Raw genomic sequence first — 23,921 nt, forward strand, 5'->3', positions numbered from 1 at the left:
AGCCAAGCCGGGCTTCTGCTGCTTCCGCCACCGTTTGCCGCGCTTCGTAGCCCTATGTCCCACCCCGTTCGCACCCTGTTCCTGCTGCTCACTGGCTGGCTGTGGCTGGCCGGGCCGCTGCGTGCCCAGCAGGCGCCGCCTTCCACCCAGCCCCGCACCACCCGCATCCTGTTTGTGCTGGATGCCTCGGGCTCGATGCAGGCACCCTGGGAAGGGCAGCAGCGCTGGGACATTGCCAAGGATCTGCTCTCCAAGATGGTGGACTCCTTGAACGCCTACCCCAACCTGGAGCTGGCGTTGCGGGCCTACGGGCACCAGCACGACAACAAGGAAAACAACTGCGAAGACTCGCGCTTGGAAGTACCGTTTGCGCGCAAAAATGCGGGGGCCATCAAGCAGCGGCTGCAGCAGCTGAAGCCCCAGGGCAACACGCCCATCACCTACTCTCTGCAGCAGTCGGCCGGTGACTTTCCGGCCGATAAGGCCGCCCGCAACGTGCTTATCCTGATTACCGACGGGCTAGAGTCGTGCAAGGGCGACCCGTGCGCTACGTCCCTGGCTTTGCAGCGCAAGCGCATCTTCCTCAAGCCTTTCGTAATTGGCATTGGGGCCGAGCGGGAGTTTGGCAAGCAGCTGGAGTGCCTGGGCACCTACTACAATGCCGCCGACGTGAAGACGTTCCGCACGATTCTCAACGACGTCATTGCCCAGACACTAGCCCGCACCACTGTGGCCGTGAACCTGACCGACGACCTGGGCCGGGGCGTGGAGTCGAACGTGAATATGACGTTCATCAACAACGTGACGGAAACGCCGGAGTACAACTACATTCACTGGCGCGACCAGAAAGGCCAGCCCGATGTGCTGGACGTAGACCCGCTGCAGAGCTACGACCTGGTGATTAACACTGTGCCGGCCGTGCGTCACCAGAACCTGGCCATCAAGCCCGGCAAGGCCAATGTGCTCAACTTCAAAGTTCCTCAGGGCACGCTGGTGCTGCAAGGTCCCCAGCTCACGCCCAACCCCTACGGGCGCGTGCAGGCCGTGGTGCGGCAGGCCGGCAACCCGGCCACGCTCATTTCCCGCTCCTTTGGCACCCGCCAGAAGCTGCTGGCCGGCAACTACGAGGTGGAGCTGCTCACGCTGCCCCGCCAGCTGCGCCGCGTCACCATCACCCAGGGCCGCGAAACGGTGGTTACCTACGACGCTCCCGGCACGCTGAACATCATCAGCGACCTGAAAGGCTACGGCAGCATCTACCGCCTGAACTCCGACGATACCCAAACCTGGCTTTACAACCTGCCCGAGGGCGCCAGCAGCAAAATCAACCTGCCCATGCAGCCGGGCACCTACCGCTTGGTGTTCCGCACCAGCACGGCCACCGGCAGCAAGTTCACCGACACGCGCTCCTTCACCATCAAATCCGGCCAAACCACGTCGGTTAGCATTTTCGGAAAATGAGCGTGCAGCTAAAGGAAATAGCGAACAGTAGCTCAACTGAATCTGAGGCAGCTGAAGTGGCCGCTCAACTTGCTACGGCTGGCCATGCTACGTTGCCGAACGTCTTCTCTCCCGAGGAAATAGCGGTCTTGCTTCGCCACATTGAAGCGGCCGAAGCGTCCTCTCCCAACTTCCGCCGCAGCCAGGATGTATTTGCCATCCGCAACCTGCTGGGCGAACTGCCCCAGCTACAGGAGCTACTGTTGACGCCCCTGCTTCGGACGATGCTGGCTTACTTGTTTCCCGATCAGGTACCACACCTCGTTAAGGCCATTTACTTTGATAAACCGGCTGGCTCCAACTGGCTAGTGGCCTGGCATCAGGATGTGATGGTAGCCGTAGACCGACGGCTTGACTTACCTGGATTTGGCCCCTGGAGCACGAAAAGTGGCGAAACCACCGTGTTGCCACCGCGCGAAATCCTGGAAAGCATCATCACCCTGCGCCTGCACCTCAACGACTGTGACGCCACCAACGGCGCTCTGCGCGTGGTGCCCGGCTCCCACCGCCACGGCGTCATTCCCAACGACCAGCATCCTGCTTTTACGCCTCACGCCGTAACCTGCGACGTTCCCGCAGGTAGCGTTATGCTGATGCAGCCCCTTACGCTTCACGCGTCCAACCGCATCACCAGCTCCCGCCCCCGCCGGGTCATCCATCTGGCGTTCAGCGCCGCTGAACTGCCCGCAGGCTTGCAGTGGCGGGAAAAGCTGTCTTTATCCTGAACCCTGCGCAATGCGCGTCAACCATTACAAAATAAAGTCCCTAAGCCCCCAAGTCCCAACTCAATGAAAGACTTCCCCTACACCGAATCGAAAGATACCCGCAGCGGCTTTGGCGCGGGCCTGCACGAGCTAGGCAAAACCAACCCCAATGTGGTAGCCCTCTGCGCCGACCTCATTGGCTCCCTGAAGATGGATGCCTTCGTGAAGGACTTTCCCGAGCGGTTTTTCCAGGTAGGCATCGCCGAGGCCAACATGATGGGCCTGGCTGCCGGCCTCACCATCGGGGGCAAAATTCCCTTCACCGGTACCTTCGCTAACTTCAGCACCGGCCGCGTGTACGACCAAATCCGCCAGAGCATTGCTTACTCGGGCAAGAACGTGAAGATCTGCGCTTCGCACGCGGGCCTTACGCTGGGTGAAGACGGCGCCACCCACCAGATTCTGGAGGACCTCGGGCTGATGAAGATGCTGCCCCACATGACCGTCATCAACCCCTGCGACTATAACCAGACCAAGGCGGCCACGCTGGCCATTGCCGAGCACGAAGGCCCCGTGTACCTGCGCTTTGGCCGCCCCGTAGTGCCCAACTTCACCCCCGCCGACCAGACGTTTGAAATCGGCAAGGGCATTGTGCTGAACGAAGGTGCCGACGTGAGCATCTTCGCCACGGGCCACCTGGTTTGGAAGGCCATCCTGGCTGGCAAGCTGCTGGCGGAGAAAGGCATCAACGCCGAAATCATCAACATCCACACCATCAAGCCCCTGGATGCGCAGCTGGTGCTGGAATCGGCGCGCAAGACGCGCTGCGTGGTAACGGCCGAAGAGCACCAGATGAACGGCGGCCTCGGCGACTCCATTGCCCAACTGCTGGCCCGCGAGGAGCCCCTGCCCCTGGAAATGGTGGCTGTAAACGACTCCTTCGGTGAGTCCGGCACGCCCGACCAGCTGATGGAAAAGTACGAGCTCAACGAAGCCGCCATCGTGCGCGCCGTAGAAAAAGTAATGGCCCGCCGGAAATAAGCTAGTACGGCTTCTTTAAAAAAGAGGATCCTGCTATTTTATATTGCAGGATCCTCTTTTTTAAAGAATATTCCTTTTAAAGAATATTCCTTCCTTTCAGGAGTTTTATTTATTCGCCGATAATTTCCGAGCAACATTCATTGCTATATATAACACTCCAGGTCGAATCAATAAATATAATACTGCACTTATTAACGCAAATATCAAACCGATACCAACTGGAAGAACCCCACCAAAGGTATAGGTCATTCCGATAATAAAGCCAAGAAGACACTCTGCCCGATAAAGTTGAAAGAACAGTGCTGCCGGGAAAAGCAGCAGAATCATGTTGCCTGCTAGATCTGTATAGCCAAAGCTAAAAAAGACAGATAGCAGCACGCCGAATATTAGCGCACCAGCGAACCTGTAAAGTACATACTGTTGATAATCCGACGTTTCATAGGGCTCATTTTGATGAGTAATCATTTTTTGAACACGGTATACCAGAAACCAGGTTAAACAAGGCAGTAATAGTCCGCCCCACCAATTTGAGATTCCCGGCAAGTCTTTATTGTTCAAAATATGATGGCTTGGTACTCCGCCATGAGAATAATCCCAAGCTAAGAGCGACCATATCGCAAATGTTACTATTGCTGTACTATATAAACGAATCTTAAAGAACATCCTCTTGTCCATGTAACCCGATTTTAGACTGCCTGATTAACCGATTTATACCCAAACGATAACAGCTGTATATACGAGGATACAGTCGTATACACGTTTCGTAAACCGCTCTTTAGTGCGCAATGTACTTGCATAAAGCAAACATACAGCAGCGTGCCCCACAAAGTAGTTAATCAGCAGAGACCCACGAGTTGAGTGGGGCTACTGTACCCCAGCAAACGTCGAATAAATCCGTACTCGCTTTCAGAATGGTGGAAAATAATGCAGCCTGACCGGGCTGGCAGATGCCTACCCGGTGAGCGGCCTGGGCGAACTATTCGTAAGCTACGCTCCCTGTTCGGCCCTACTAATCACGGTCCTTCAAACAAATAGATGAGCGAGCAACCAGCCCAGACTTTTTGACTTTTTCCACCGTGTAGTAAAGGCCATTCCGCCCAAGGCTACCTTTGCCGACAAGCCTCTCTTGCGGCTTGCCCTCCGATGCGTTTTTACTTGTTTACTACTTTCCTGCTGCTACTTAGTGGTGCGGCCTCCCCCGCCCTAGCCCAACGGCCCGACACTACCATCATCCGCTACAGCGGGCAGCTGACGGGCCAGTACACCTCGGGGGGCGTGAACCGGGCGCTGTTTTCGACGGTGCACAATGTGACGCTGCTGCGCGGCATGCACTTCGGAGCGCCCGTGATGGGTAGCTTCGCGTTCGGCAAGCAGGACCGGCGGCTCAAGGAGCGGGAATTTCTGCTCAACGCCACGCCCTACTATTGGAAAGGCCACTTCCGCTTCTACGGCATCGGGGGCTACGAGCGCAGCAACCTGCGCGGCATCGACAACCGCACGCAGCTGGGTGCCGGGCCCGGCTGGGCGTTTTACCAGGATTCACTAGGGCGCGAGGTAGCCCTGAGCAACCTCATCATCCGGGAGGCCACGTATTTTAAGGACAACTCCAGCCGCATTGTCACGCGCAGCTCGGCCCGCCTGAAGGTGGCATACAACTACCATATCTTCAGCCTCACGGCCAACACGTTCTACCTGCCCAACCTGCAGAACTTCGACGACTACCGCTTTAGCCAGCTCACGACGCTGGCCCTGCGCTTCACTCCCCGCTTCGCCATCACGGGCACCTACAACTATACTTTTGAAAGCCGCGTGCTGGAAGGCAAACCCAACGATAATACCAACGTGACCGTGGGCGTGGCCTACAGCACGAAATAGATTGAACAATAGAAGTAGTAATCGTCATGCAGAGGCCGGAGGCTGATGCATCTTGGGTGCTGATATATGGATTACCTCCACAGCGTCAGCTTGCGAAATGCTTCGGCCTCCGGCCTCTGCCATGACTACTCAGTTTATTCTATCCTTACTGTTTCGCCCCGCACTCGGCGCAGAACCGCTGTTCGGCTTTGACGGCGGCGCCACAGTCGCCGCAGAACTTGGCTTTGGTGACTGCTGCCGCGTTGGTGGTGCCGCACTCCGGGCAGAATTTCTGGCCAGGGGCTAGCTTGGCGCTGCACTTGGGGCACTGTACCAAGCTGGCGCGGCCAAGGAAATCCAGGTCTTTGGTGTAGTCCTGTTCCCGGGTTTTGGTATGAATCTGTTCCCGGGCCGCCTGCCGCTGTTGGGCGGTTAGCTCCTCCTGCTCGTCGGGGGCACAGTCTTCGCAGAGGCCGGCCGAGTGGTTCCAGCACACATCGGGGCACACCCAGTGGCCGCAACGGGTACATTGCTTGAAGTAGGTTTTGCCTTCCTGCACGGCCGTTTCCAAGGCGTCGTCGTGGGCCTTGCCGCCGATGGCGCGCTGCACGTGGTAGGCTGCATTGCCGGCATCGGAGAAATGCCCCCCGAAGAGGCTGCCAGCTGCCCGCAACAGTTCACCGGCAATGCCCACCTTGTTGGGCACAAACCGTGACATGTGACCATTGCGGCACTTGTCGCAGTAGAATTTAAACTGGAAGCCCTTATCGGTGCTGAGGTCGTCGTGGTTGGCCACGAACTGAATCATATTGCTCATAGCAGTGGGTAGAAGTAGTCGGCGGGCTTAAAAGTAGCAGTTCTCAATAGTTATTTCTATTTCGTTCCTAGGCACACTATTTCCACCACGCTTTATCTCGTTGGTAACCTCCACCTTTAAACGCCTGCCAGCCGTTGGCCCAATACTTTTCCTGTGGGCTGAACTCTCCTGCGCCTTGGTCGAAGTCACCGCTGTTGGGCATCCGGTAGTCACCCCAGTTGCAGCGTTTCACCTGCCCGGTTTTATACGATTGCCAGGTGCCCACAAACTGGTTGTTCTCGTAATTATCCGAGTAGTTCTGCAGGTCGTTATAGTACAGTTTGCCGTGGCGGTCCTGGTACCATTGCGTGCAGAGTACCCCTCGAAACACGCCGGCAGTTGGTTGCCCTTCTGGCTCCCGCAGCTCGTATTCGACCAGTGCTATTCCTGCTTTCACGGCCTTGGTAGGCATATCATCAGCGGCTCTTGGGCGGGCCTTGTTTTCCCGCACGTGCAGCAGCACGAAGGTGCCTTGAAACCCAGTTATGTTTGTGCCGACTTTAGCCTTGCCCGTGACGGTGTAGCGGCCCGGTTGCTGTGCATCGGGCCGTATCGTCAGGAGTTTTACCTGTAAGCGCCGGTAGCCGTCCCCAATAAAGCCAAACACCAAATCAGGGTCAGAGTGCAGCCAAAGTGGGGCAAATGACCGCGCCGTGTACTGGCGACTAAGCTCAGTTGGCTTCAAATCCGAACTGGCCAGCACTTGCCGACGGTACTGCTCGCTTTCAGAAGGCAAGGTGGCGACGCCCGTAAGCAGAAACACAAGGGCTGCTTTGGTTGAAAAGCTGACTAACATCGAATAGAACGGATGTACAGGTAACGTGAGACTCGGCAAGGTATAAAGATGACTATTTTCGTGTATCCTCATTAAACCTGTTCTCCTTCGGCGCCTCTAACCCCACACAGTCCGCCTCTCCCCTACCTTCACCTGCTTGGAAGACCAGGAAATCCTCCGCAAGTTCCATGACCCGGCCTCCCGTAACGTGGCCTTCAACCAGCTGGTGCGCAAGTACCAAAGCAAGGTGTACTGGCACGTGCGCAAAATGGTGGTCGACCACGAGGATGCCGACGACCTGGTGCAGGATACCTTCGTGAAGGTGTGGAACCACCTGGAGAACTTTCGCCAGGATGCCTCCTTGTACACTTGGATTTACCGCATTGCTACCAACGAGTGTCTGAGCTTTCTGCAAAGCAAGCGGCGCAAATTCTTTCTGCCCCTCAACGACGTGGGCGCCGAGCTGGCGCAAAAGCTGGAAGCCGACGAAGAGCTGGCCGGCGACGAAGTGGAGCTGAAGCTGCAGAAAGCCATTTTGCGCCTGCCCGACAAACAGCGGCTGGTCTTCAACCTGCGCTACTACGATGAAATGCCCTACGAGCAGATGGCCGACGTAACGGGCACTTCCGTAGGCGCGCTCAAAGCCTCGTATCACCATGCCGCCAAAAAAGTGGAGCAGTACGTGAACGAACATTTCTCTTAACGATTAAACCCCGGGGCCTTCCGCCTCTCTAACCGCCCATGAACACGCCTTTCCGTTTGGACGAACACCGGCGCCGCCCCCACCCGCCGCTGACGCCTCCCCCAGACCGCTATTTTGAGCAGCTGCCCACCCGCCTGATGCAGCGCGTGCAGCCGGCTTCGGCCCCGGCCTGGGGCTGGCTCTCGGCCTTGTCGGCGCCGCTGCGCACGGCCCTGGCTTCCGTAGTGGTGCTGGGTGGCTTTGCCGCATCCTTTTTTCTGAGCCCGGCACCTGCGGCAACGTCGTCGCTGGCTCAGGTTCCCCAGGAAGAGCTGGTCCAATACCTGCTGGCAACTGACCAACGCCTAACCCTGGCCGACCTGGCCGAGTTACCGGCCGCCGTGGCCGTCAGCAACACCGCTTACCTGGAGGCTACACCGGCCGAGGTACAGCGCGAACTGGACGCCCTTCCCATCGACGAAGCCTATCTATAAGTTACTCATTCCAACTTGCCTCTCACCCCATGAGCTACCTCAAATACCTTACTCTGGCCCTGACGCTGCTGATCCTGCCGCTGGCATCGGAGGCGCAGACCGGCCGCCGCGGCGAGCGGCTTAGTCAGCTGGAAAACGCTAAAATTGCCTACCTCACCGATAAGCTGGCCCTTACCCAGGACCAGGCCCAGCGCTTCTGGCCGGTGTACAACGAGTACAGCGACAAGCGCCGGGACCTGAACCGCCGCCAGCGCCAGCTGCGCACCGACAACCCCGATGCCCTCACCGACCAGCAGCTGCGCGATAATATCCGGCAGGTGCTGGCCCTGCGCCAGCAGGAAGTCGACCTGGAGAAAGACTACGTGGAGCGGTTTCAGAAGGTCATCAGCCTCCGGCAAACGGCCCGTTTGTTTATTGCCGAGCGGCAGTTCACCAAGGAAGTGCTGCAGCGCGTGGCCGACCGGCGTGGCGGGCGGCCCGGGCCGCCACCGGGTGGTCTGGACGAATAAGCTAACGTTACTGAAAACATGAAAAAGGCTGCCTCGGCAGCCTTTTTCGGGTCCCGGTCAGTCGTGGTGTACCTTTGCGGCCCCACGCTGTTACTTCCATATGCTCACCCCACGCCAATTATTCCTGCGTCATCAGGCCCAAACCTCTGACTTTCCGCTGCTGCTTGAAATTGAGCGGGCGGAAGGCGTGTTCATGTACGGCCCCGACGGGCGGCCTTACCTGGATTTAATTTCCGGCATCGGCGTCAGCAACGTGGGGCACCGCCACCCCCGCGTGCTACAGGCCATCCAGCACCAGCTCGATAAGTACCTGCACCTGATGGTGTACGGGGAGCTGGTGCAGGCCCCGCCGGCCGAGCTGGCCCACGCCCTGCACCAAACCCTGCCGGCCCGCCTCGACTCGGTTTACTTCACCAACTCCGGCACCGAAGCCGTGGAGGGGGCCCTCAAGCTGGCCAAGCGCCATACCGGCCGCACCGGTCTGGTCAGCTGCCACCGCGCCTACCATGGCTCTACCCAGGGGGCGCTGTCCGTCACGGGCTCCGAAGACTTCAAGCGCAGCTACCGCCCCCTGTTGCCCGACGTGCAGCATATCGAGTTTAACGATCTGACAGACCTGCAGCTGATTACCGAGCACACGGCAGCCGTTATCGTGGAAACAGTGCAGGGAGAGGCGGGTGTGCGGGTACCGGAGGCCGGTTACCTTACGGCGCTGCGCCAGCGCTGCACGGCGGTGGGTGCCCTGCTGATTCTGGACGAAATTCAGTGTGGCTTTGGGCGTACCGGTACCTTCTGGGCCTTCGAGCAGTTTGGCATTGAGCCCGATATTCTGCTCACCGCCAAAGGCATGGGCGGCGGCATGCCCATCGGGGCCTTCATTGCGCCCCAGGAAATCATGGCCGGCTTCAAGAGCAACCCCATTTTGGGGCACCTGACTACGTTCGGGGGTCATCCGGTATCGTGCGCGGCGGCGCTGGCCACGCTGCGCGTAATTCAGGAGGAGCAACTGCTGGCGGGCGTAACGGCAAAAGCCGCCCTGTTTCGGCGGCTTTTGCGGCACCCGGCCATTCAGGAAGTACGCGGGTGTGGCCTGCTGATGGCCGTGGAATTCGATTCGTTTGCCGTGCTCAAGCCGATTATCGACCGTGCCCTGGCCCACGAGGGCATCCTCACGGACTGGTTTCTGTTCTGCGACAACTCTCTGCGCCTTGCTCCCCCGCTTACTATCACCCACGCGGAAATAGAACAGGCCTGCGCGGCCCTGCTCCGCGCCGTATCCTTCGTTACGGGCCAAGAGCAGGGGGCTGCGTAAGGCAGCTACGGGCCTGCTTAGTGCTGGCCCAGTCCTTCGTTGTAGTTTAGAAAGCTCTGCGACTCTTCTTTGATCTGGTCGCGGGGCAGGCCGTCTTTCACGCCCAGGGAAATCTTGCGCACCAGCACGCCTACTATAGCCTTGCGGAAGCCCAGCTTTTCGGCCATATCGATGCAAAAGTCCATTTCGTGGTCGTCCACCACGCCGTCGGCCAGCATCATGTCTACTAGGTCAAAAATCTGGTCAAACCGCTCCGAATCATTGTCGGGCACCAGCATGGCGCGGTCGGTGGCGCTGGCCACAATGGAGCGTACATCATCGGCGCGCATGCCGTTTTTCTTCCCCACTGCCACAATGAAGTTCATCTCGCGCTCATCGATGTGACCATCGGCTTTGGCCAGCGCAGCCAGGTTGGCCAAATGGCTTTTGACTTTTTTTGTCTGTTCGCTTTCGAAAAAACCAAACATAGCAGTGGGAATGCTTAAAACGGTGAAAATGAGGAAGACTAGACGGCTGCAAAAGGCATAGGACAGGATGGGGAATATAGCAGTCCGGCCGTCAGCAAGCAATACGCAATTGCTGAAAAAATAGCCAACTCTACAATTTCCAAGTTGATTTTAACGTACTTCGCAGCATTTGCGTGGCCTGACTGCCTGGCCCATCTGCTTAGTACTTGGCACCTGAACAATGAAACGAATAGGAGTTTTTACCAGCGGCGGCGATTCGCCGGGCATGAACGCCTGTATCCGCGCCGTGGTCCGCACGGCCGTTTACCACGGAATTGAAGTATACGGCATCATGCGCGGCTACAGCGGCATGATTAAAGGCGAGTTTGTCCGCCTCGATTCGGCCTCGGTGTCCAATACCATTCAGAAGGGCGGCACCATTCTCAAATCGGCCCGCTCGCAGAAGTTCATGACCAAGGAAGGCCGCCAGCAGGCCTTCGACCAGCTCGTCAACAACGGCATTGAGGGCCTGGTGGCCATCGGTGGTAACGGCACCTTTACCGGGGCAACGCTTTTCGAGGAAGAATTCGGCATTCCCACTGTGGGTGCGCCTGGCACTATCGACAACGACCTGTACGGCACCGATTACACCATCGGTTACGACACGGCCGTAAACACGGCCCTGGAGGCCATCGACAAAATCCGGGATACGGCCGACTCGCACGACCGGTGCTTTTTTGTGGAAGTAATGGGCCGCGACTCAGGCTACATTGCTATTCCCTGCGCCATCGGGGGCGGGGCCGAAATTGTGATGGTTCCCGAAACCAAGCTGTCCACCGAAGCCGTCATCGACAGCCTGCGCACCAGCTGGGACCGGTCCAAGACCTCATTTATCGTAGTGGTGGCTGAGGGCGACGAGGAAGGCAACGCCCACCTGGTCGCCCAGCAGGTGAAGGCTGCTATTCCGCAGCTCGACACCCGCGTAACCATCATTGGCCACATCCAGCGCGGCGGTGCCCCCTCCGCCGCCGACCGTATGCTGGCTTCGCAGATCGGTATTGCCGCCGTGGAAGGCCTGATGAACGGCATGCGCAACGTCATGGCCGGTATTGTGGACCGCAAGCTGGTGTACACGCCTTTCAAAGACACCATCTACAAGAAGAAACTCATCAACCAAAGCTTTATGCGCATGGTGGATATCCTGAGCGTATAGATTCTGCTTTCGCGAAATAGCCAAGGCGAAGCCTGAATATTGGGAGCAGTCATGCAACTGACTTTTCAATATTCAGGCTTCGTCTTAGCTATTTCGAGCTATGTCAAGCATGCGTGAGACCTTGGCGCTAACGTTGAACAGCAGAACCGCGCTGGGTTGGCCTAGCGCCCTCCGCTGGCTGTAACACGCTGACTACAAGCCGGCGGGGAGATTAGAGGCAGACATCAGCATTGGCCCAATGGCAGCTTCGGCCTGATCCGGGTGCAGCCACTGGTAGTCGGTATCCCGGCGCAGCCAGGTGAGCTGGCGCTTGGCGTAGTGCCGCGTGTTGCGCTTGAGCAGGCGCACAGCCTCGGCGTAGTCGTAGTGCCCGTCGAAGTAGTCGAACAGCTCCTTATAGCCCACGGTCTGCAGGGCGTTGTGGTGGCGGTGCGGGTACAAGGCGCGGGCTTCGGCCTCCAGGCCCTGGGCCAGCATCTGGTCCATCCGCTCGTCGATGCGCTGGTACAGTTCCTCCCGCTCCCGGGTCAGTGCCACCTTCACCGTACGAAAAGGCCGCGGCGCGGCTCCGGCCTGATGAAAGGAGCTGAACGCCTGCCCGGTGCCGCGGCATATCTCCAGGGCCCGCACCACCCGCTGGTGGTTTTGCCGGTCGATGCGCTGGTACGTGACGGGGTCGAGGCGGGCCAGCTCGGCCACCAAAGGCTCCAGCCCTTGCGCCGCCAGCTCCTGGTGCAGCTGCTCCCGTACTTCCGGCGCTACTTTCGGCACATCGTCGAAGCCTTCGGTTACGGCCTGCAGGTACAGCCCGGAGCCGCCCGTGAGGATAACGACCGGGTGCAGCGCAAACAGCCGGTTCAGTACCGCCAGGGCATCCTGCTCGTAGCGGCCGGCGTTGTAGTCCTCCAGAATGGAGTGCGAGTCGATGAAGTGATGGGGCACGCCCTGCATCTCGGCCGGCGTGGGCTTGGCCGTGCCTATCGTCAGCTCGCGAAAGAACTGGCGCGAATCGGCCGACACAATTTCCGTTTTCAGCTGCTGGGCCAGGCGCACGCACAAGGCCGTTTTGCCCACCGCCGTAGGGCCGGAAATAACCAGTAGAGTAGGTTGGGCAGTGGCGTTTTCTTTCTGTGGCAGCACGGGAATTGGCATCAGGAGTTTCTGGTCGATGTGGGTGGGACCTGCCCCGGCAGCAGCGCGTCGTATAAGGCCAGTAGGTGCATTTCTTCCTGCTGCCAGTTGAGCGTGGTGCGCACTTGGCGGCAATTATCGGCCAACTCCTGGTAGTGCGCCTCGTCGCCGCCGGGCAGGAGGCGGGTAAGGGCAGCGGCCAGGGCGGCGGGTTGCAGGTCGGGCACCAGATCGGCTACCGGGCATTGGGCGTTCAGGGCCCGGTACTCGGGGAAGTCGATAACCACCTGCGGTACGCCGGCGTGCAGGTAGTCGAAAAACTTATTTGCCAGGGAGTAGTAGTAGCTCAGTCCCCGGTTTTCGAGCAGCAGCACCCCTACCCGGGCCTGTCGGGTAAGCTGACGCAGCTCCGCGGGCAGCACATACCCGCGAAAGGAAACTTTGCCGCTGGCCAGCAAACCCAGCTGCGCCGCGCGGGCCCGCAGCTCCACCGATAAGTCGCCCTCCCCGCACAAAACCAGTTGGCCCCGTACGTTCGGCATGGCTTCCAGCAGCGCCTCCAGCCCTCGGCCTTCGTTTAATACTCCTTGGTACAGAATCAGGCTGTTGTTGGGCACGGGCGGAGCCGCCTCCACCGTGAGGCGGCTGATATTGCGAATCACCTCGAAAGTACGCCCGTAGCGCTGCCGGAAAACGGCGGCCAGCGCCGGCCCCACCGTATAGGCCAACGAGGCCCGGGGCACAATAAACTTTTCTACCTGCCGCCACACCCACTGCACGGCCGGGCGGCGCACCACTTCGGGCATTTCCGTGAACAGTTCGTGGGCATCGTATACGAAAGGCTGGCCGCCCAGACGGGCCCGCAGCCACACGGGCAGGGCCGTGTCCAGGTCGATGGCGCACCAGACTGCCGCACGCTGGGTAAGCAGGTACGCCAGCAGCCGCAAGGTAAATTCCAGGTAAAACAGCTTCCCCTTGGTAAACCAGCAGCTCAGGCGGTGCTGCTGGTACGGCTGCGGGGTGAGCGGCAACGACTGGGGCAGCTCCCGGCCCACCAGCAGCACCGTATACCCCTGCCCGGCCAAGGAGCCGCAGATACGCTGCATCCGCTGGTCGTAGTTCAGGTCGGTGGTGACGGCAAAAAGGAGACGGGGCATGGCGGAACTCATCCAGACTCCGCATTATTCGGCGGCCGCACACGGCGGATTCGGGATATTTTGACAAATTTAAGCAGTCAACCACTCCCGCACAGCGCCCAGTTCACCCACGCTGCTCTTCTGACCTTTCTTTCCTGCATGGCCACCCGTCCTCCGTCCGCTGCCCTGGCTGCCTCAGCCCCCGACCAGGAGCCTCTGTATCAGGCTCTTTTCGATGGCGCGAACGATGCTATTCTGCTCTACGACGAGCAGGCCACGCTGGTAGACTGCAACCGGACTGCCCTGGGGTTGCTGGGCACCACCCGACCGGTGCTGCTTTCCTCGGGGCTCGTGGGCTTCATGGCCAGCCGGGAAAATGGGCCGGAAAATGCCTGGTCGTCGGCCGAGGAACTCCGGCAGGCTATTCTGACCACGGCCCAAACGGGGCAGCCGTTTTCTAAAAGCTGGCAGGGCCACCGCGCCGACCATTCGGAGCTGACCACCTGGACCACCCTGCACCGGGTAGAGCTGCCCACCGGCCCGCGCGTGCAGCTCACCTTGCGCAGCCTGTCGACCGGGGAAGGCCAGCCGCCCACCCCAAATCCCGCCCTGGTGCGGGAGCATAGCCGCCTGCAGCTGCGCGACCTGCTGAGCCGGGCGGGCCTGAGCTACGTGCTGCTGGCCCCCGATGGCCGGGTGCTGGACGTCAACGACTACTTCCTGGAATACACCGAGTACACCCGGGCCGAAGTGCTGGGCGGCCTCTACCACGACTTTTTTGCGTTGCCCGAGGAGCGGTCCATGCGTCTCGAAACGTTTGAAGCCAGTATGCGCTCCGGGCGCCTGCAGGACTACTACGAGCGGGCCATTCCCACCAAATCGGGGCAGCAGCGCATGGTGTTCTGGCACGCCGAGTTCGTGTACGACGCGGCCGAGCAGATTACGGGCGTGTTCCTGGTGGGCCGCGACATGACGGACCGCCAGATTACGGCCCGCGCCCTGAGCGACAACCGCAACCGCCTCCAGGACTTTCTCGACAATGCCCACGACCTGATTCAGAACCTGAGCGTGGACAACCGTTTCCTGTTCGTGAACAAGGCCTGGAAGGAAAAGCTGGGCTACGAGGACGAAGACCTGCCCAGCCTCACCCTCGCCGATGTGGTACACCCCTACTACAAGGCCAAGCTGATGTACCAGCTGCGCAACCTGTACAAGGGCGAAAAGGTGAACAAGCTGGAAACCGTGTTTCTGACCAAAACCGGCAAGCCCGTGCACCTCATTGGCTCCATTTCCTGCTCCTGGCAGGACGATGAGCCCGTGGCTACCCGCGCCATCCTGCACGATATCACGGAGCGCATCAAGGCTGAGCGGCTCCAGAAAGTGTACTACAGCATTGCCAACCTAGCCATCAGTGCCAAGGACTTGCACTCCCTGTACGGGGCCATCCACCGGGAGCTGAGCAAAATCATTGAAACCAACAACTTCTACATTGCCCTCTGCGACGACGACCGCACGCAGCTGCAGTTTGCCTACTTCGTCGACCAGTTTACCCAGGGCGAAAAGGCGTTGATGTCGCGGCCGTTTTCCTCAGGTATCTCCGAGTACATCATCCGCACGGGCCGGCCCCAGTACCTGCTGCGCGAGGATCTGCAGAACCTGATCAGCAACGGCACCATCACGGCCTTTGGCTCCATGCCCGAGGTGATGCTCTGCTCACCGCTGAGCGTGGGCGAGCGGATCATCGGCATCATTGCCGTGCAGGACTACCAGAAAGCCGACGCGTATGCTTCCTCGGACATCGAGATTCTGCACTTTATCTCCAACCAGGTGGCCCTGGCCATTGAGCGCAAGCGCAATGAGGTGCAGATCAACAAGCAGAACGCCCGCCTGAACGCCATCTTCGAGAGCGGCAACCACTTGATGTGGTCGGTGGATATGCAGGCCCGCCTTACCTCCTTCAACCGCAACTACGCGGCGTATTTCCTGCGGCGCAACGGCGTGTACCCCACCCTGAACGTGAACCTGATGCAGGCCGACGTGACGATGATGGACTCGGCACCCCGTTCGGCGTTCGTGGAAAACTACCGCAAGGCCTTTCAGGGGCAGCCGCGCCGCTTTGAGGTGCAGCTGCGCGACGCCCGGGGGCAGGAATCCTGGCGCGAGATTTACCTCAACCCCATCTACCTCGACGATGGCACGTTCGAGGAAATTTCGGGCATTGCCCACGACATCACCGACAAGAAAAACTCCCAGCTGGAGCTGGTAGCCCAGGAAGAGAAGTTCCGCGCCATCTTCGAGTCGTTCCAGGATGTGTACTATCGCACAGACGGGCAGGGTATTCTCACCTTGGTCAGCCCCTCGGTGTACGATATGCTGGGCTACACCCCGGAGGAGGTGATTGGCACGCCCATCATGGACTATTACATGGATGCCAACGACCGGGCGGCCCTGCTCAAGGCCATTGCCGAGCTCAACGAAGTGCGCAACTACGAAATCGATATGCGCCACAAAACCGGCTACCCGGTCAGTGTGCTCATCAATGCCCGGCGGGTGAAGGATGGCGTGGCGGGCACTGAGGGCATTGGGCGCGACATCTCCGAGCTCAAGCAGATGCAGGACGACCTGCGCCGCGCCAAGGACGAGGCCGAAACGTCTCTGCACGCCAAAACGCAGTTTCTGGCCAACATGAGCCACGAGCTGCGCACGCCAATGAACGGTATCATTGGCATGATTGACCTGCTCCACCAGACGGTGTCCTCGCCCGAGCAGGAAGACTACGTGGATACGCTGCGCAAATCCTCGGACGCGCTGCTGGCCATCCTGAACGACATTCTGGACCTGTCGAAAATCCAGGCTGGCAAGCTGGTGCTTCACCTCACTGGCATCGACCTGTATTACACGCTCGACAAGATTCACTCCCTGTTTGCGAACCGCGCCCAGCAGAAGGACCTGCTCTTCACCTACCACGTGAGCGAGGATACGCCCCGCTTTATCCGGACGGATGAAACGCGCCTGCTGCAGATGCTGAGCAACCTGACCTCCAACGCCATCAAGTTCACGCCCGAGGGCGGGGTGCACATTGCCGTGACCACCCGCGCCCAAACCGGGGACGACTACACGCTACGGTTTGAGGTGCAGGACTCCGGCATCGGCATCACGGAGGAAAATGCCAAGCTGCTGTTCACCAACTTCACCCAGCTCGACAACGGCGCCACCAAAGCCTTTGGCGGCACGGGCCTGGGCCTGGCCATCAGCAAGCAGCTGGCCGAGATGCTGGGCGGGCAGATTGGGGTGGAGTCGCGCCTGGGCAAGGGCAGCACCTTCTGGTTTGAGATCAGCTGCCAGGTGGCCCTCAACGAGGAAGAAATTGTGCAGCAGCGCCTATCCTCCCGCGACCGGAGCCAGCTGGAAATTGAGCGGTTTGCCACGGCCCCGCAGGTGCTGCTCGTCGACGACAACCCCATCAACCAGAAAGTGGCCGAGCGCCTGCTCGAAAAGCTGGGCTGCCGCATTGATGTGGCCGGCGACGGGTTCGAGGCCATTGCCCGCGCCACCGGCGACACCCGCTATGACCTCATTTTCATGGACATTCAGATGCCGGAAATGGACGGGGTAACGGCCATGCGCGAAATTCGGCGGCAGCTGGGCGACCAGTGCCCGCCCGTGGTGGCCATGACGGCTTATTCCATGAAGGAAGATGCCGAACGCTTCGTGCAGGAAGGCATGGACGACTACGTATCGAAGCCGGTGAAAACCCAGGACTTGTACAGCGTGCTGGTCCGCTGGCGCGCCCCGGGCGAAAAGCCCCCCGTACCGGTAGCCGTAGCCGGGCCCGAGCCCACGGGCGCAGTAGCCGCGGCCGCGGCCCTGGACGTGGAAGTCCTGCAGCAGCTGCAGGAACTGGGCGGCGCCGAGTTTGCCGCCCAGCTCTACGCCGACTTCGAGCAGGAAGCCGGTCAGCTGCTGGAAGAATCGGCAGCCCTGCTGCAGGAAGACCAGTTTTCCAAGATTTTACCCCACGTACACCAGCTCAAAGGCACGGGCTTCACGCTTGGCCTGAATCAGTTAGGGGAAATGGCCAAAAAGCTGGAGCACGACATCCGCCAGGGCCATTTATCCCAAGTAAAATCGGACTTTGTACTACTTCAAGAATTTTTCCGCCATTTTGCAGAAACCTACGTTACCCTGACCGGCGTAGCGTAGCCAATACCGTTACCTAAGACCCGCTCACTCACCTCTCCCCATCCCCTACTTCTTTCTTTCTCATGGCCGACTATAAGACGATTCTGATTGCCGAAGACAGCTCCGTAATTCTGAATCTGACCAAGAAAATTCTGGAATTACAGAAATATAAAATTGTATCCGCCAAGAACGGCGGCGAAGTAATGAAGCAGGTCGAGTCCCAGGACATTGACTGCGTACTGATGGATATCAACATTCCGGTGAAAGACGGCATGGAGTGCACCCGCGAAATCCGTCGGCACACTGACCCGCGCATTGCCGCTATTCCCGTTATTGCCATTACCGGCAACGCCAACAACTACTCCATGGAGCAGTTCCGCGAGGCCGGCGTGACGGACTACCTGCCCAAGCCCCTCGATTTCGACGCCCTGGTGCGCGTGGTGAAGCAGTATGTAGGTTAGTTTTCGGGGACTTGGGGTCTTGGGGACTTGGGGTCTTGGTATCTGTTCAACGAAACATTGTTTTTCAGAACGTCAACCAAGACCCTAAGTCCCCAAGACCCCAAGTCCCCATTTTTCCAGTATGCAGATTACCTTCCTCGGAACCGGCACCTCGCAGGGGGTGCCCGTGATTGGGTGCCCGTGCGCCGTGTGCCGCTCCCTCGACTACCGCGACAAGCGGCTGCGGGTGTCGGTGCATCTGCAGGTACAGGGCAAAAGCATCATCATCGACTCCGGTCCCGACTTCCGCCAGCAGGCTCTGCGCGAGTACATCCAGCACCTCGATGCGCTGGTGTTCACCCATGAGCACAAAGACCACACCGCCGGCCTCGACGACATTCGGGCCTACAACTTCCGCCAGCAGCAGGACATGCCCGTGTACGCCGAGCCCCGGGTGCTGGAGCAGCTCAAGCAGGAGTACGCCTACATCTTCGCCGAGCACCGCTACCCGGGTATTCCGCAGGTGCAGCTGCAACCCATTCTGAGCGACACCGAAACTTTCCTGGTAGAAGGCGTGCCGTTTGAGCCCATTCGTGCCCTCCACTACAAGCTGCCGGTGCTGGGGTTTCGCGTCGGTAACTTTACGTACGTGACGGACGCCAACTACCTCTCGCCCGAGGCTTTGGAGCAGATGCGCGGCTCGGAGGTGATTGTGCTCAACGCCCTGCGCCACGAAAAGCATATTTCGCACTTCACCCTGCAGGAAGCCGTGGATATCCTCACGGACCTGGCGCCCAAGCGGGCTTACCTCACCCACATCAGCCACCAGCTGGGCCGCCACCGCGAGGTAGAAGCCACGTTGCCTTCGTTTATCCGGCTGGCGTACGACGGGCTGCGGTTGGCCCTATAACCCTGCAATATCAGTGCTGGGGCCCAGAGCAGTGGGGCCGAGTGTAAATTCCTGCAAGATTCTGCCCGGCCAACCGTTAGGCAAGTAAAGTCATGCTTGGTAAACCAGCATACCTCGTAATTAGCCTGCTTGGCTGTACTTTTTCCGGCTGGGCGCAACGCCCTACTGAAAGCATGTATACCAGCCCGGGCACCCCGCTGATTGTACACAAACCCGTTACGCCGTACAACTCTAATACCTACCGCGCGCTGGCGCTATTCCCCCGCTACTGGCAAACCGCCGATTCGGCCAAGCAGCTGGCGGAGTACCGAGCGTTTCTGCACTCGGTATCCGGGCGAATACGGTTGCCGGATGCTTTCGTGTATCAGAATATTAAAACGTATGAATCCCTCGCCTCTTACGCACGGTTCGTTTTTCAGCTCATTATCAAACCAGATGGCACCTTAGCTGCTACGCTGGTTAGCAAAGAGTTCAGTAAGGACGGTAGCGAGTACTCAGCTGAATCTGTCCGCTTACTAGAGCAGTCAACTATCCGTACGCTCGGCACGTTACGTTTCGCCGCAGCCGCCACCCAGGACACCTTATTTCTTCCCGTAAATTTTGGCTTACCCCGCTAAAAACAGCCGGGCTGCCTGATCCGCTCTTCTCTACTTATGCACATTAACTATTACTTTCTGCGGCAATTGGCCCCGGCGCTTACCCGGCAACTAGCGGGCTATACCGTAGCCACGTGCTTTTCGCAGGAAAAGGATGAGTTGGTGATTGGTTTGACCAATGGCACGCAGGAGTTCTGGCTGAAAGCCCACTTAGCGGCGGCCGGGCCCCTGCTGGCCTTGCCCGAAACCTTTCACCGCGCCCGTCAGAACTCGGTAGATCTGCTGCTCGGCCTGCTGGGGTTGGCCGTGGAGTCCGTGCAGGCCTGGCCCCAGGACCGCGTGCTGCAGTTCAACTTCCGGGGCGGAGCCACCCTCCTCTTCAAGCTGTATAGTACCCGCCCCAACGCCGTATTTCGCCCCGCCCCCGATGCCCCGGCCGAGCTGTTTCATCAGCGCTACAGCCCCGATGCGGAGCTGCACCCCTTGGCTGCAACTTCGGCAGAAACCCCGGTGACAGTGCCCAGCCAAGGCCCAGAGGCAAACCCGCTGAAGGCCTACCCCAGCCTCGGCGACCTGCCGCCCGTGTACCTGCGCGCCCAGGGCTACAACGAAGCACCTTTAGCTGAAAAATGGGCCATGGTGCAGAGCGTGGTGCCGGAGCTGGAGCAGCCCGCCGCTTTCTACCTGATTCGGCTGGCCGGGCGCACCCGCCTGAGCTTGCTGCCCGTAGGCGAAGTAGAAGCCACGCTGCCGGCTGATAACCCCATAGCAGCGCTGCGCCGCTTTGTGCCCTTGCTGCAGGGCCGCCGGGCCTACGAGACGGAGCTGCGCCAGGTGCGCCAGCTGCTGGAGAAGCGTGCCGACGAGGCCAGCACCAGCGCCGCCCACGCCCGCCGCCGCCTCCACGCCCTGGAGCACGAGGCCGGCTACCGCCACACCGCCGACCTGATTATGGCCCATCTGCACCATATTCAGCCCGGGGCCCCTCAGGTAGCGGTGGAAGATTACCTCACCGGTGAGACGCGCATCATCAAGCTCAAAACCACCGAAACGCCCCAGCGCACCGCCCAGAACCTTTACCGCAAAGCCAAAAACCAGCAGCTCGAAACCCGCCAGCTGCAGGAACGCGCCGACCGCCGCGAAACCGAGGCGCTGGAGGCCCTGGAGCGGCTGGAGGAGCTGGCTGCCCTCCCGCCCGACGAGCTGCGCACCCTGCGCACCTGGCGCAAACAGCACGGCCTGGATGCCGCCACCGTGGCTAAACCAGCCCAGGAGTTGCCCTTCAAAGTGTTTGAGGATAGTGGCTTTACCATCCTGGTGGGACGCAATGCTCAGAACAACGACCTGCTCACCCAGCGCTATGCCCACAAGGACGACCTCTGGCTGCACGCCAAAGACGTAACCGGCTCCCACGTGGTGATTCGGCAGCGGCCGGGCCACCCCGTGCCGGAGCCCGTGCAGGAGCGCGCCGCCCAGCTGGCTGCCTGGTATTCCCGCCGCAAGAACGATTCGCTCTGCCCGGTTACCATCACGCCCAAGAAGTTTGTGCGCAAGCCCAAAGGTGCGGTGGCGGGCTCGGTGGCCGTGGAGCGGGAAAAAGTACTGCTGGTAGTGCCCGCCAACCCCTTTGAGCGGGAGTAGCTGCCGGGGGTGAACTGACGTAAAACAACACGTCCCGCTTCGGCAGGGCCAAAGCGGGACGTGTAACTATTTGCGTGCGCGCGGGGAGATTCGAACTCCCACACCCGAAGGCACCACCCCCTCAAGATGGCGTGTCTACCAGTTTCACCACGTGCGCAAAGGAATAGGCGAAGTCGGTAAGCAGGGCGAAAACCGTTGTTTTCGGCTTCGGTGAGGCGGCGAAGCGAGGGCAAAAGTAGGCACTGCGGTATACCAGTGCAAGCCTGGCTTGCTTTTTTTTGGGGAAAAGGGGCCACTACCCTATCTTTTTCCGACTCTTGCGGCTCATACTCAGCCACAAGCCCTGACTATCCCTTTATTCATTTTTCTTTCATGCCCGCGTGCTAACTCGGCATTTTGAGCGGCGACACGTTATTACCCGCCGCAGTTCGCTCTGTCTTTTTCCTTTATTTCTGCTGTATGCCTACGCCCCAGACTCCCGCGCCAAAGTCCGTTTTTGCCCGCCTGGCCGAACACATTACCCAGTTCGTTGGCTCTACCCTGGCTTTCTGCCTGGCCGTGGGCACGGTGCTGGTGTGGGCCGTCACGGGGCCCTTGTTTCACTACTCCGAAACCTGGCAGCTCGTCATCAATACCGGCACCACCATCATCACCTTTCTGATGGTGTTTCTCATTCAGCGCGCCCAAAACAAGGATTCCCTGGTCATGCACCTGAAGCTGAATGAGCTGCTGGCGGCCACCAAGGGCGCCAGCAACCGCCTCATCAACGCCCAGGACTTCACGGAGCACGAAATTCAGCTCCTGCACCAGTACTTCTGCCTGCTGGCTGAAAAAGCCAAAGCCGATCGCGACCTGGGCAAAACGCACTCGGTGGAGGAAGCCGAGGAAAACCACGCCGAAAAGCGCGCCGCCCACCGGGTCTGAACAGATTAAACAAATACTGTATACTTATTCTCCGATAAATCATCCTTTTCTTTAGCCACCATTTATTACTGACCGCCCCAGGTAGGCGGTTCCTTATTTCCTGCTGCTTATGCAAAACAGCTATACGTTGTTCCGGTATCTTCTCCTGCTGGTAGCGCTGCTGAGTGCGTGTACCAAGCAAAACGACCCTGCCCTGCCTGACCTGCGCACCACCCAAACCCGGCTCCAGCGCCTGAGTCCCGAGCTGGAACACCTCCGGCAGGCCTTTGTGGCTGGCCCCTACGCCCAACAGCTGACCGTTACGCTACCCGACAGCGCCCGGCTCTCCTGGGAGCCGCAGTGGGCGCAGACCTCGTACCGTTCCAGCCAGGGCCAGCCTACCAGTTGGTACGTGCCCCTGGCTCAGCCCGCCGTGCAGTGGGTGGGCGTGCGGAAGTACCTGCTGATCCGGCAGGTAGGCGGCGTGCTAGAGTTCAACGAAGCTACTTTTCTCTTCGATGAGCACGCCAATACCCCCGCTACGGCCAGCCCCAGCGCCTTTTTTGCCACCTTCACCGGGATACTGCGGGTGCGCAACCTGGCCACGGGCGGCGAGTTTCCGGTCGTTTACCGCCAGGGACGTCGGCAGGCCCTGGCCGGGCGGGCTGCCCCGACGGGCCAGGCCACGGCCGCCCAGACGGCCTCCTGCTACACGATGGTCTACTGCGACTGGACCGGGTACTGCATCAGCGAATCGACGGTGCTGGTGTACGGGGCCGCCACCGCCGGGCTCGGCTACTGCCAGTCGCCACCGGAGGATGGGGTGGGATGTTCCAACATTACCTGGACGTTGACGAACTCCAACAGCCAGACCGCCTGCTCCCCCGACCCGCCCTATGACCCCGGCACCCCCGGCGACCCTGGCACTCCCACCGAGCCCACCACCCCAACTGCCCCTGTAAACACGCCTTGCCAGGGAATGAAGACCCTAAGCCAGCAAACGCCCTTTCAACAAGCCGAAGCTACGCTGATAGCGAAAGCAGCTAATCCCCTCGAACATGGCTATACATACAGCAACAGTAGTGATGCTTCCTCCTACGTGTATGGGGTGCAGAATTCTAATGAAATTTCTCTATACCTGAGTCATAACAACAATATGGAAGGAACAATGCATACACATCCTCCAGGAGGGCTACTATTCTTCTCAGGTACCGATTTGCAGAGCCTCTACGATGATATTATCAATAACCGGGTGAAAGACCCAGCCGCTTTCACTATTACTATCTTCGGTGCAAATGGATTGGATTATGCTATCCGAATTCAAGACCTACAACAGTTCAAAGAATTTGGGAAGGCTTGGTTGGAGAATGACGATAAAGTGCGAATGTTAGAATATGTTTACTATCAAGATACTGTAAACGGCATTGCTAGCACAAGCACAACAACAGCAACTCGCGAAAAGGCAGCCCTATCCATGCTCAGAGGTGAGAAAGCTGGCTTGGTAGTGTTCAAGCAGGACCGAAACTCTAATAATTGGTCGCAACTTGCTTTAGATAGTAATAATAGTGTACTCTCTGTTCCGTGTCCTTAATCTTA

Annotated in this window: 22 protein-coding genes and 1 tRNA gene; 16 read left to right on the forward strand and 7 right to left on the reverse strand. The window is 59.3% G+C overall.

All coding sequences use genetic code 11. The annotated features are described in order from the left end of the window. Nucleotides 1-54: 54 nt before the first annotated feature. The 3 genes from HER32_RS02700 (at nucleotide 55) to HER32_RS02710 (ending at nucleotide 3,245) form a co-directional block, all read left to right on the forward strand. Entirely contained in the window at nucleotides 55-1,461 is a 1,407-nt protein-coding gene (locus HER32_RS02700) for a vWA domain-containing protein (RefSeq protein WP_149069208.1), read from the forward strand. A gap of 56 nt (nucleotides 1,462-1,517) precedes the next feature. Then, nucleotides 1,518-2,225, forward strand: coding sequence for a phytanoyl-CoA dioxygenase family protein (locus tag HER32_RS02705; protein WP_168680338.1), 708 nt, complete (start codon nucleotides 1,518-1,520; stop codon nucleotides 2,223-2,225). 63 nt (nucleotides 2,226-2,288) lie between these two features. Next, nucleotides 2,289-3,245 (forward strand): transketolase family protein, encoded by a 957-nt coding sequence (locus tag HER32_RS02710; RefSeq protein ID WP_168680340.1) that lies wholly within the window; start codon nucleotides 2,289-2,291, stop codon nucleotides 3,243-3,245. A gap of 105 nt (nucleotides 3,246-3,350) precedes the next feature. Here HER32_RS02710 and HER32_RS02715 read toward each other — a convergent pair whose 3' ends face one another. Beyond that, nucleotides 3,351-3,908, reverse strand: coding sequence for a hypothetical protein (locus HER32_RS02715; RefSeq protein ID WP_149069205.1), 558 nt, complete (start codon nucleotides 3,906-3,908; stop codon nucleotides 3,351-3,353). A 480-nt stretch (nucleotides 3,909-4,388) separates the two neighbouring features. Between HER32_RS02715 and HER32_RS02720 the strand changes: the two genes are divergently transcribed. Beyond that, a complete protein-coding gene (locus HER32_RS02720) occupies nucleotides 4,389-5,120 on the forward strand; it encodes a DUF481 domain-containing protein (RefSeq protein WP_168680342.1) in 732 nt (243 codons plus the stop codon). 145 nt (nucleotides 5,121-5,265) lie between these two features. On the opposite strand, the gene HER32_RS02725 is transcribed toward HER32_RS02720, so the two are convergent. Then, nucleotides 5,266-5,916, reverse strand: a complete 651-nt coding sequence (locus HER32_RS02725; protein ID WP_197748864.1) for a zinc ribbon domain-containing protein — start codon at nucleotides 5,914-5,916, stop codon at nucleotides 5,266-5,268. 76 nt (nucleotides 5,917-5,992) lie between these two features. Further along, complete coding sequence (locus tag HER32_RS02730; RefSeq protein WP_168680344.1) at nucleotides 5,993-6,823, reverse strand: hypothetical protein; 831 nt, start codon at nucleotides 6,821-6,823, stop codon at nucleotides 5,993-5,995. A gap of 64 nt (nucleotides 6,824-6,887) precedes the next feature. On the opposite strand from HER32_RS02730, the gene HER32_RS02735 reads away from it, so the two are divergent. From HER32_RS02735 to HER32_RS02750, 4 genes are all read left to right on the forward strand, one after another. Then, nucleotides 6,888-7,433: an RNA polymerase sigma factor gene (locus HER32_RS02735; protein ID WP_168680346.1), complete on the forward strand. Its 546-nt coding sequence runs from the start codon at nucleotides 6,888-6,890 to the stop codon at nucleotides 7,431-7,433. Between the two features lie 38 nt (nucleotides 7,434-7,471). After that, a complete protein-coding gene (locus tag HER32_RS02740; RefSeq protein WP_149069201.1) occupies nucleotides 7,472-7,906 on the forward strand; it encodes a hypothetical protein in 435 nt (144 codons plus the stop codon). A gap of 29 nt (nucleotides 7,907-7,935) precedes the next feature. Beyond that, nucleotides 7,936-8,415, forward strand: a complete 480-nt coding sequence (locus HER32_RS02745; RefSeq protein WP_149069200.1) for a hypothetical protein — start codon at nucleotides 7,936-7,938, stop codon at nucleotides 8,413-8,415. A gap of 100 nt (nucleotides 8,416-8,515) precedes the next feature. After that, nucleotides 8,516-9,727, forward strand: a complete 1,212-nt coding sequence (locus tag HER32_RS02750) for an aspartate aminotransferase family protein (protein WP_168680348.1) — start codon at nucleotides 8,516-8,518, stop codon at nucleotides 9,725-9,727. Between the two features lie 17 nt (nucleotides 9,728-9,744). Here HER32_RS02750 and HER32_RS02755 read toward each other — a convergent pair whose 3' ends face one another. Then, a complete protein-coding gene (locus HER32_RS02755) occupies nucleotides 9,745-10,146 on the reverse strand; it encodes a TerB family tellurite resistance protein (RefSeq protein WP_232066344.1) in 402 nt (133 codons plus the stop codon). 268 nt (nucleotides 10,147-10,414) lie between these two features. Between HER32_RS02755 and pfkA the strand changes: the two genes are divergently transcribed. After that, nucleotides 10,415-11,386: a 6-phosphofructokinase gene (gene pfkA / locus HER32_RS02760; protein WP_149069197.1), complete on the forward strand. Its 972-nt coding sequence runs from the start codon at nucleotides 10,415-10,417 to the stop codon at nucleotides 11,384-11,386. A gap of 192 nt (nucleotides 11,387-11,578) precedes the next feature. On the opposite strand, the gene miaA is transcribed toward pfkA, so the two are convergent. Next, nucleotides 11,579-12,526 carry a tRNA (adenosine(37)-N6)-dimethylallyltransferase MiaA gene (gene miaA, locus HER32_RS02765; RefSeq protein ID WP_232066345.1) on the reverse strand — a complete coding sequence of 316 codons (948 nt, stop codon included), beginning with the start codon at nucleotides 12,524-12,526 and terminating at the stop codon, nucleotides 11,579-11,581. 11 nt (nucleotides 12,527-12,537) lie between these two features. Next, nucleotides 12,538-13,674: a glycosyltransferase gene (locus tag HER32_RS02770; protein WP_168680352.1), complete on the reverse strand. Its 1,137-nt coding sequence runs from the start codon at nucleotides 13,672-13,674 to the stop codon at nucleotides 12,538-12,540. Between the two features lie 138 nt (nucleotides 13,675-13,812). Here HER32_RS02770 and HER32_RS02775 point away from each other — a divergent pair, with 138 nt between their 5' ends. The 5 genes from HER32_RS02775 (at nucleotide 13,813) to HER32_RS02795 (ending at nucleotide 21,422) form a co-directional block, all read left to right on the forward strand. After that, nucleotides 13,813-17,856 carry a PAS domain S-box protein gene (locus HER32_RS02775; RefSeq protein ID WP_168680354.1) on the forward strand — a complete coding sequence of 1,348 codons (4,044 nt, stop codon included), beginning with the start codon at nucleotides 13,813-13,815 and terminating at the stop codon, nucleotides 17,854-17,856. Between the two features lie 62 nt (nucleotides 17,857-17,918). Then, entirely contained in the window at nucleotides 17,919-18,296 is a 378-nt protein-coding gene (locus tag HER32_RS02780) for a response regulator (RefSeq protein ID WP_149069193.1), read from the forward strand. Nucleotides 18,297-18,417: 121 nt separating this feature from the next. Beyond that, nucleotides 18,418-19,185 carry an MBL fold metallo-hydrolase gene (locus HER32_RS02785; RefSeq protein ID WP_149069192.1) on the forward strand — a complete coding sequence of 256 codons (768 nt, stop codon included), beginning with the start codon at nucleotides 18,418-18,420 and terminating at the stop codon, nucleotides 19,183-19,185. A gap of 92 nt (nucleotides 19,186-19,277) precedes the next feature. After that, complete coding sequence (locus HER32_RS02790; protein ID WP_149069191.1) at nucleotides 19,278-19,802, forward strand: hypothetical protein; 525 nt, start codon at nucleotides 19,278-19,280, stop codon at nucleotides 19,800-19,802. 36 nt (nucleotides 19,803-19,838) lie between these two features. Next, nucleotides 19,839-21,422, forward strand: coding sequence for an NFACT RNA binding domain-containing protein (locus tag HER32_RS02795; RefSeq protein ID WP_168680356.1), 1,584 nt, complete (start codon nucleotides 19,839-19,841; stop codon nucleotides 21,420-21,422). 75 nt (nucleotides 21,423-21,497) lie between these two features. Here the strand turns inward: HER32_RS02795 and HER32_RS02800 are convergent. Continuing rightward, nucleotides 21,498-21,579: transfer RNA gene (locus tag HER32_RS02800), tRNA-Leu, on the reverse strand. A 302-nt stretch (nucleotides 21,580-21,881) separates the two neighbouring features. Between HER32_RS02800 and HER32_RS02805 the strand changes: the two genes are divergently transcribed. Further along, a complete protein-coding gene (locus HER32_RS02805) occupies nucleotides 21,882-22,346 on the forward strand; it encodes a low affinity iron permease family protein (protein ID WP_168680358.1) in 465 nt (154 codons plus the stop codon). Nucleotides 22,347-22,455: 109 nt separating this feature from the next. Further along, nucleotides 22,456-23,916 (forward strand): hypothetical protein, encoded by a 1,461-nt coding sequence (locus tag HER32_RS02810; protein WP_168680360.1) that lies wholly within the window; start codon nucleotides 22,456-22,458, stop codon nucleotides 23,914-23,916. Nucleotides 23,917-23,921: the final 5 nt, after the last annotated feature.

This window comes from Hymenobacter sp. BT18 (assembly GCF_012273015.1).
Taxonomy (GTDB): Bacteria; Bacteroidota; Bacteroidia; order Cytophagales; family Hymenobacteraceae; genus Hymenobacter; species Hymenobacter lutimineralis.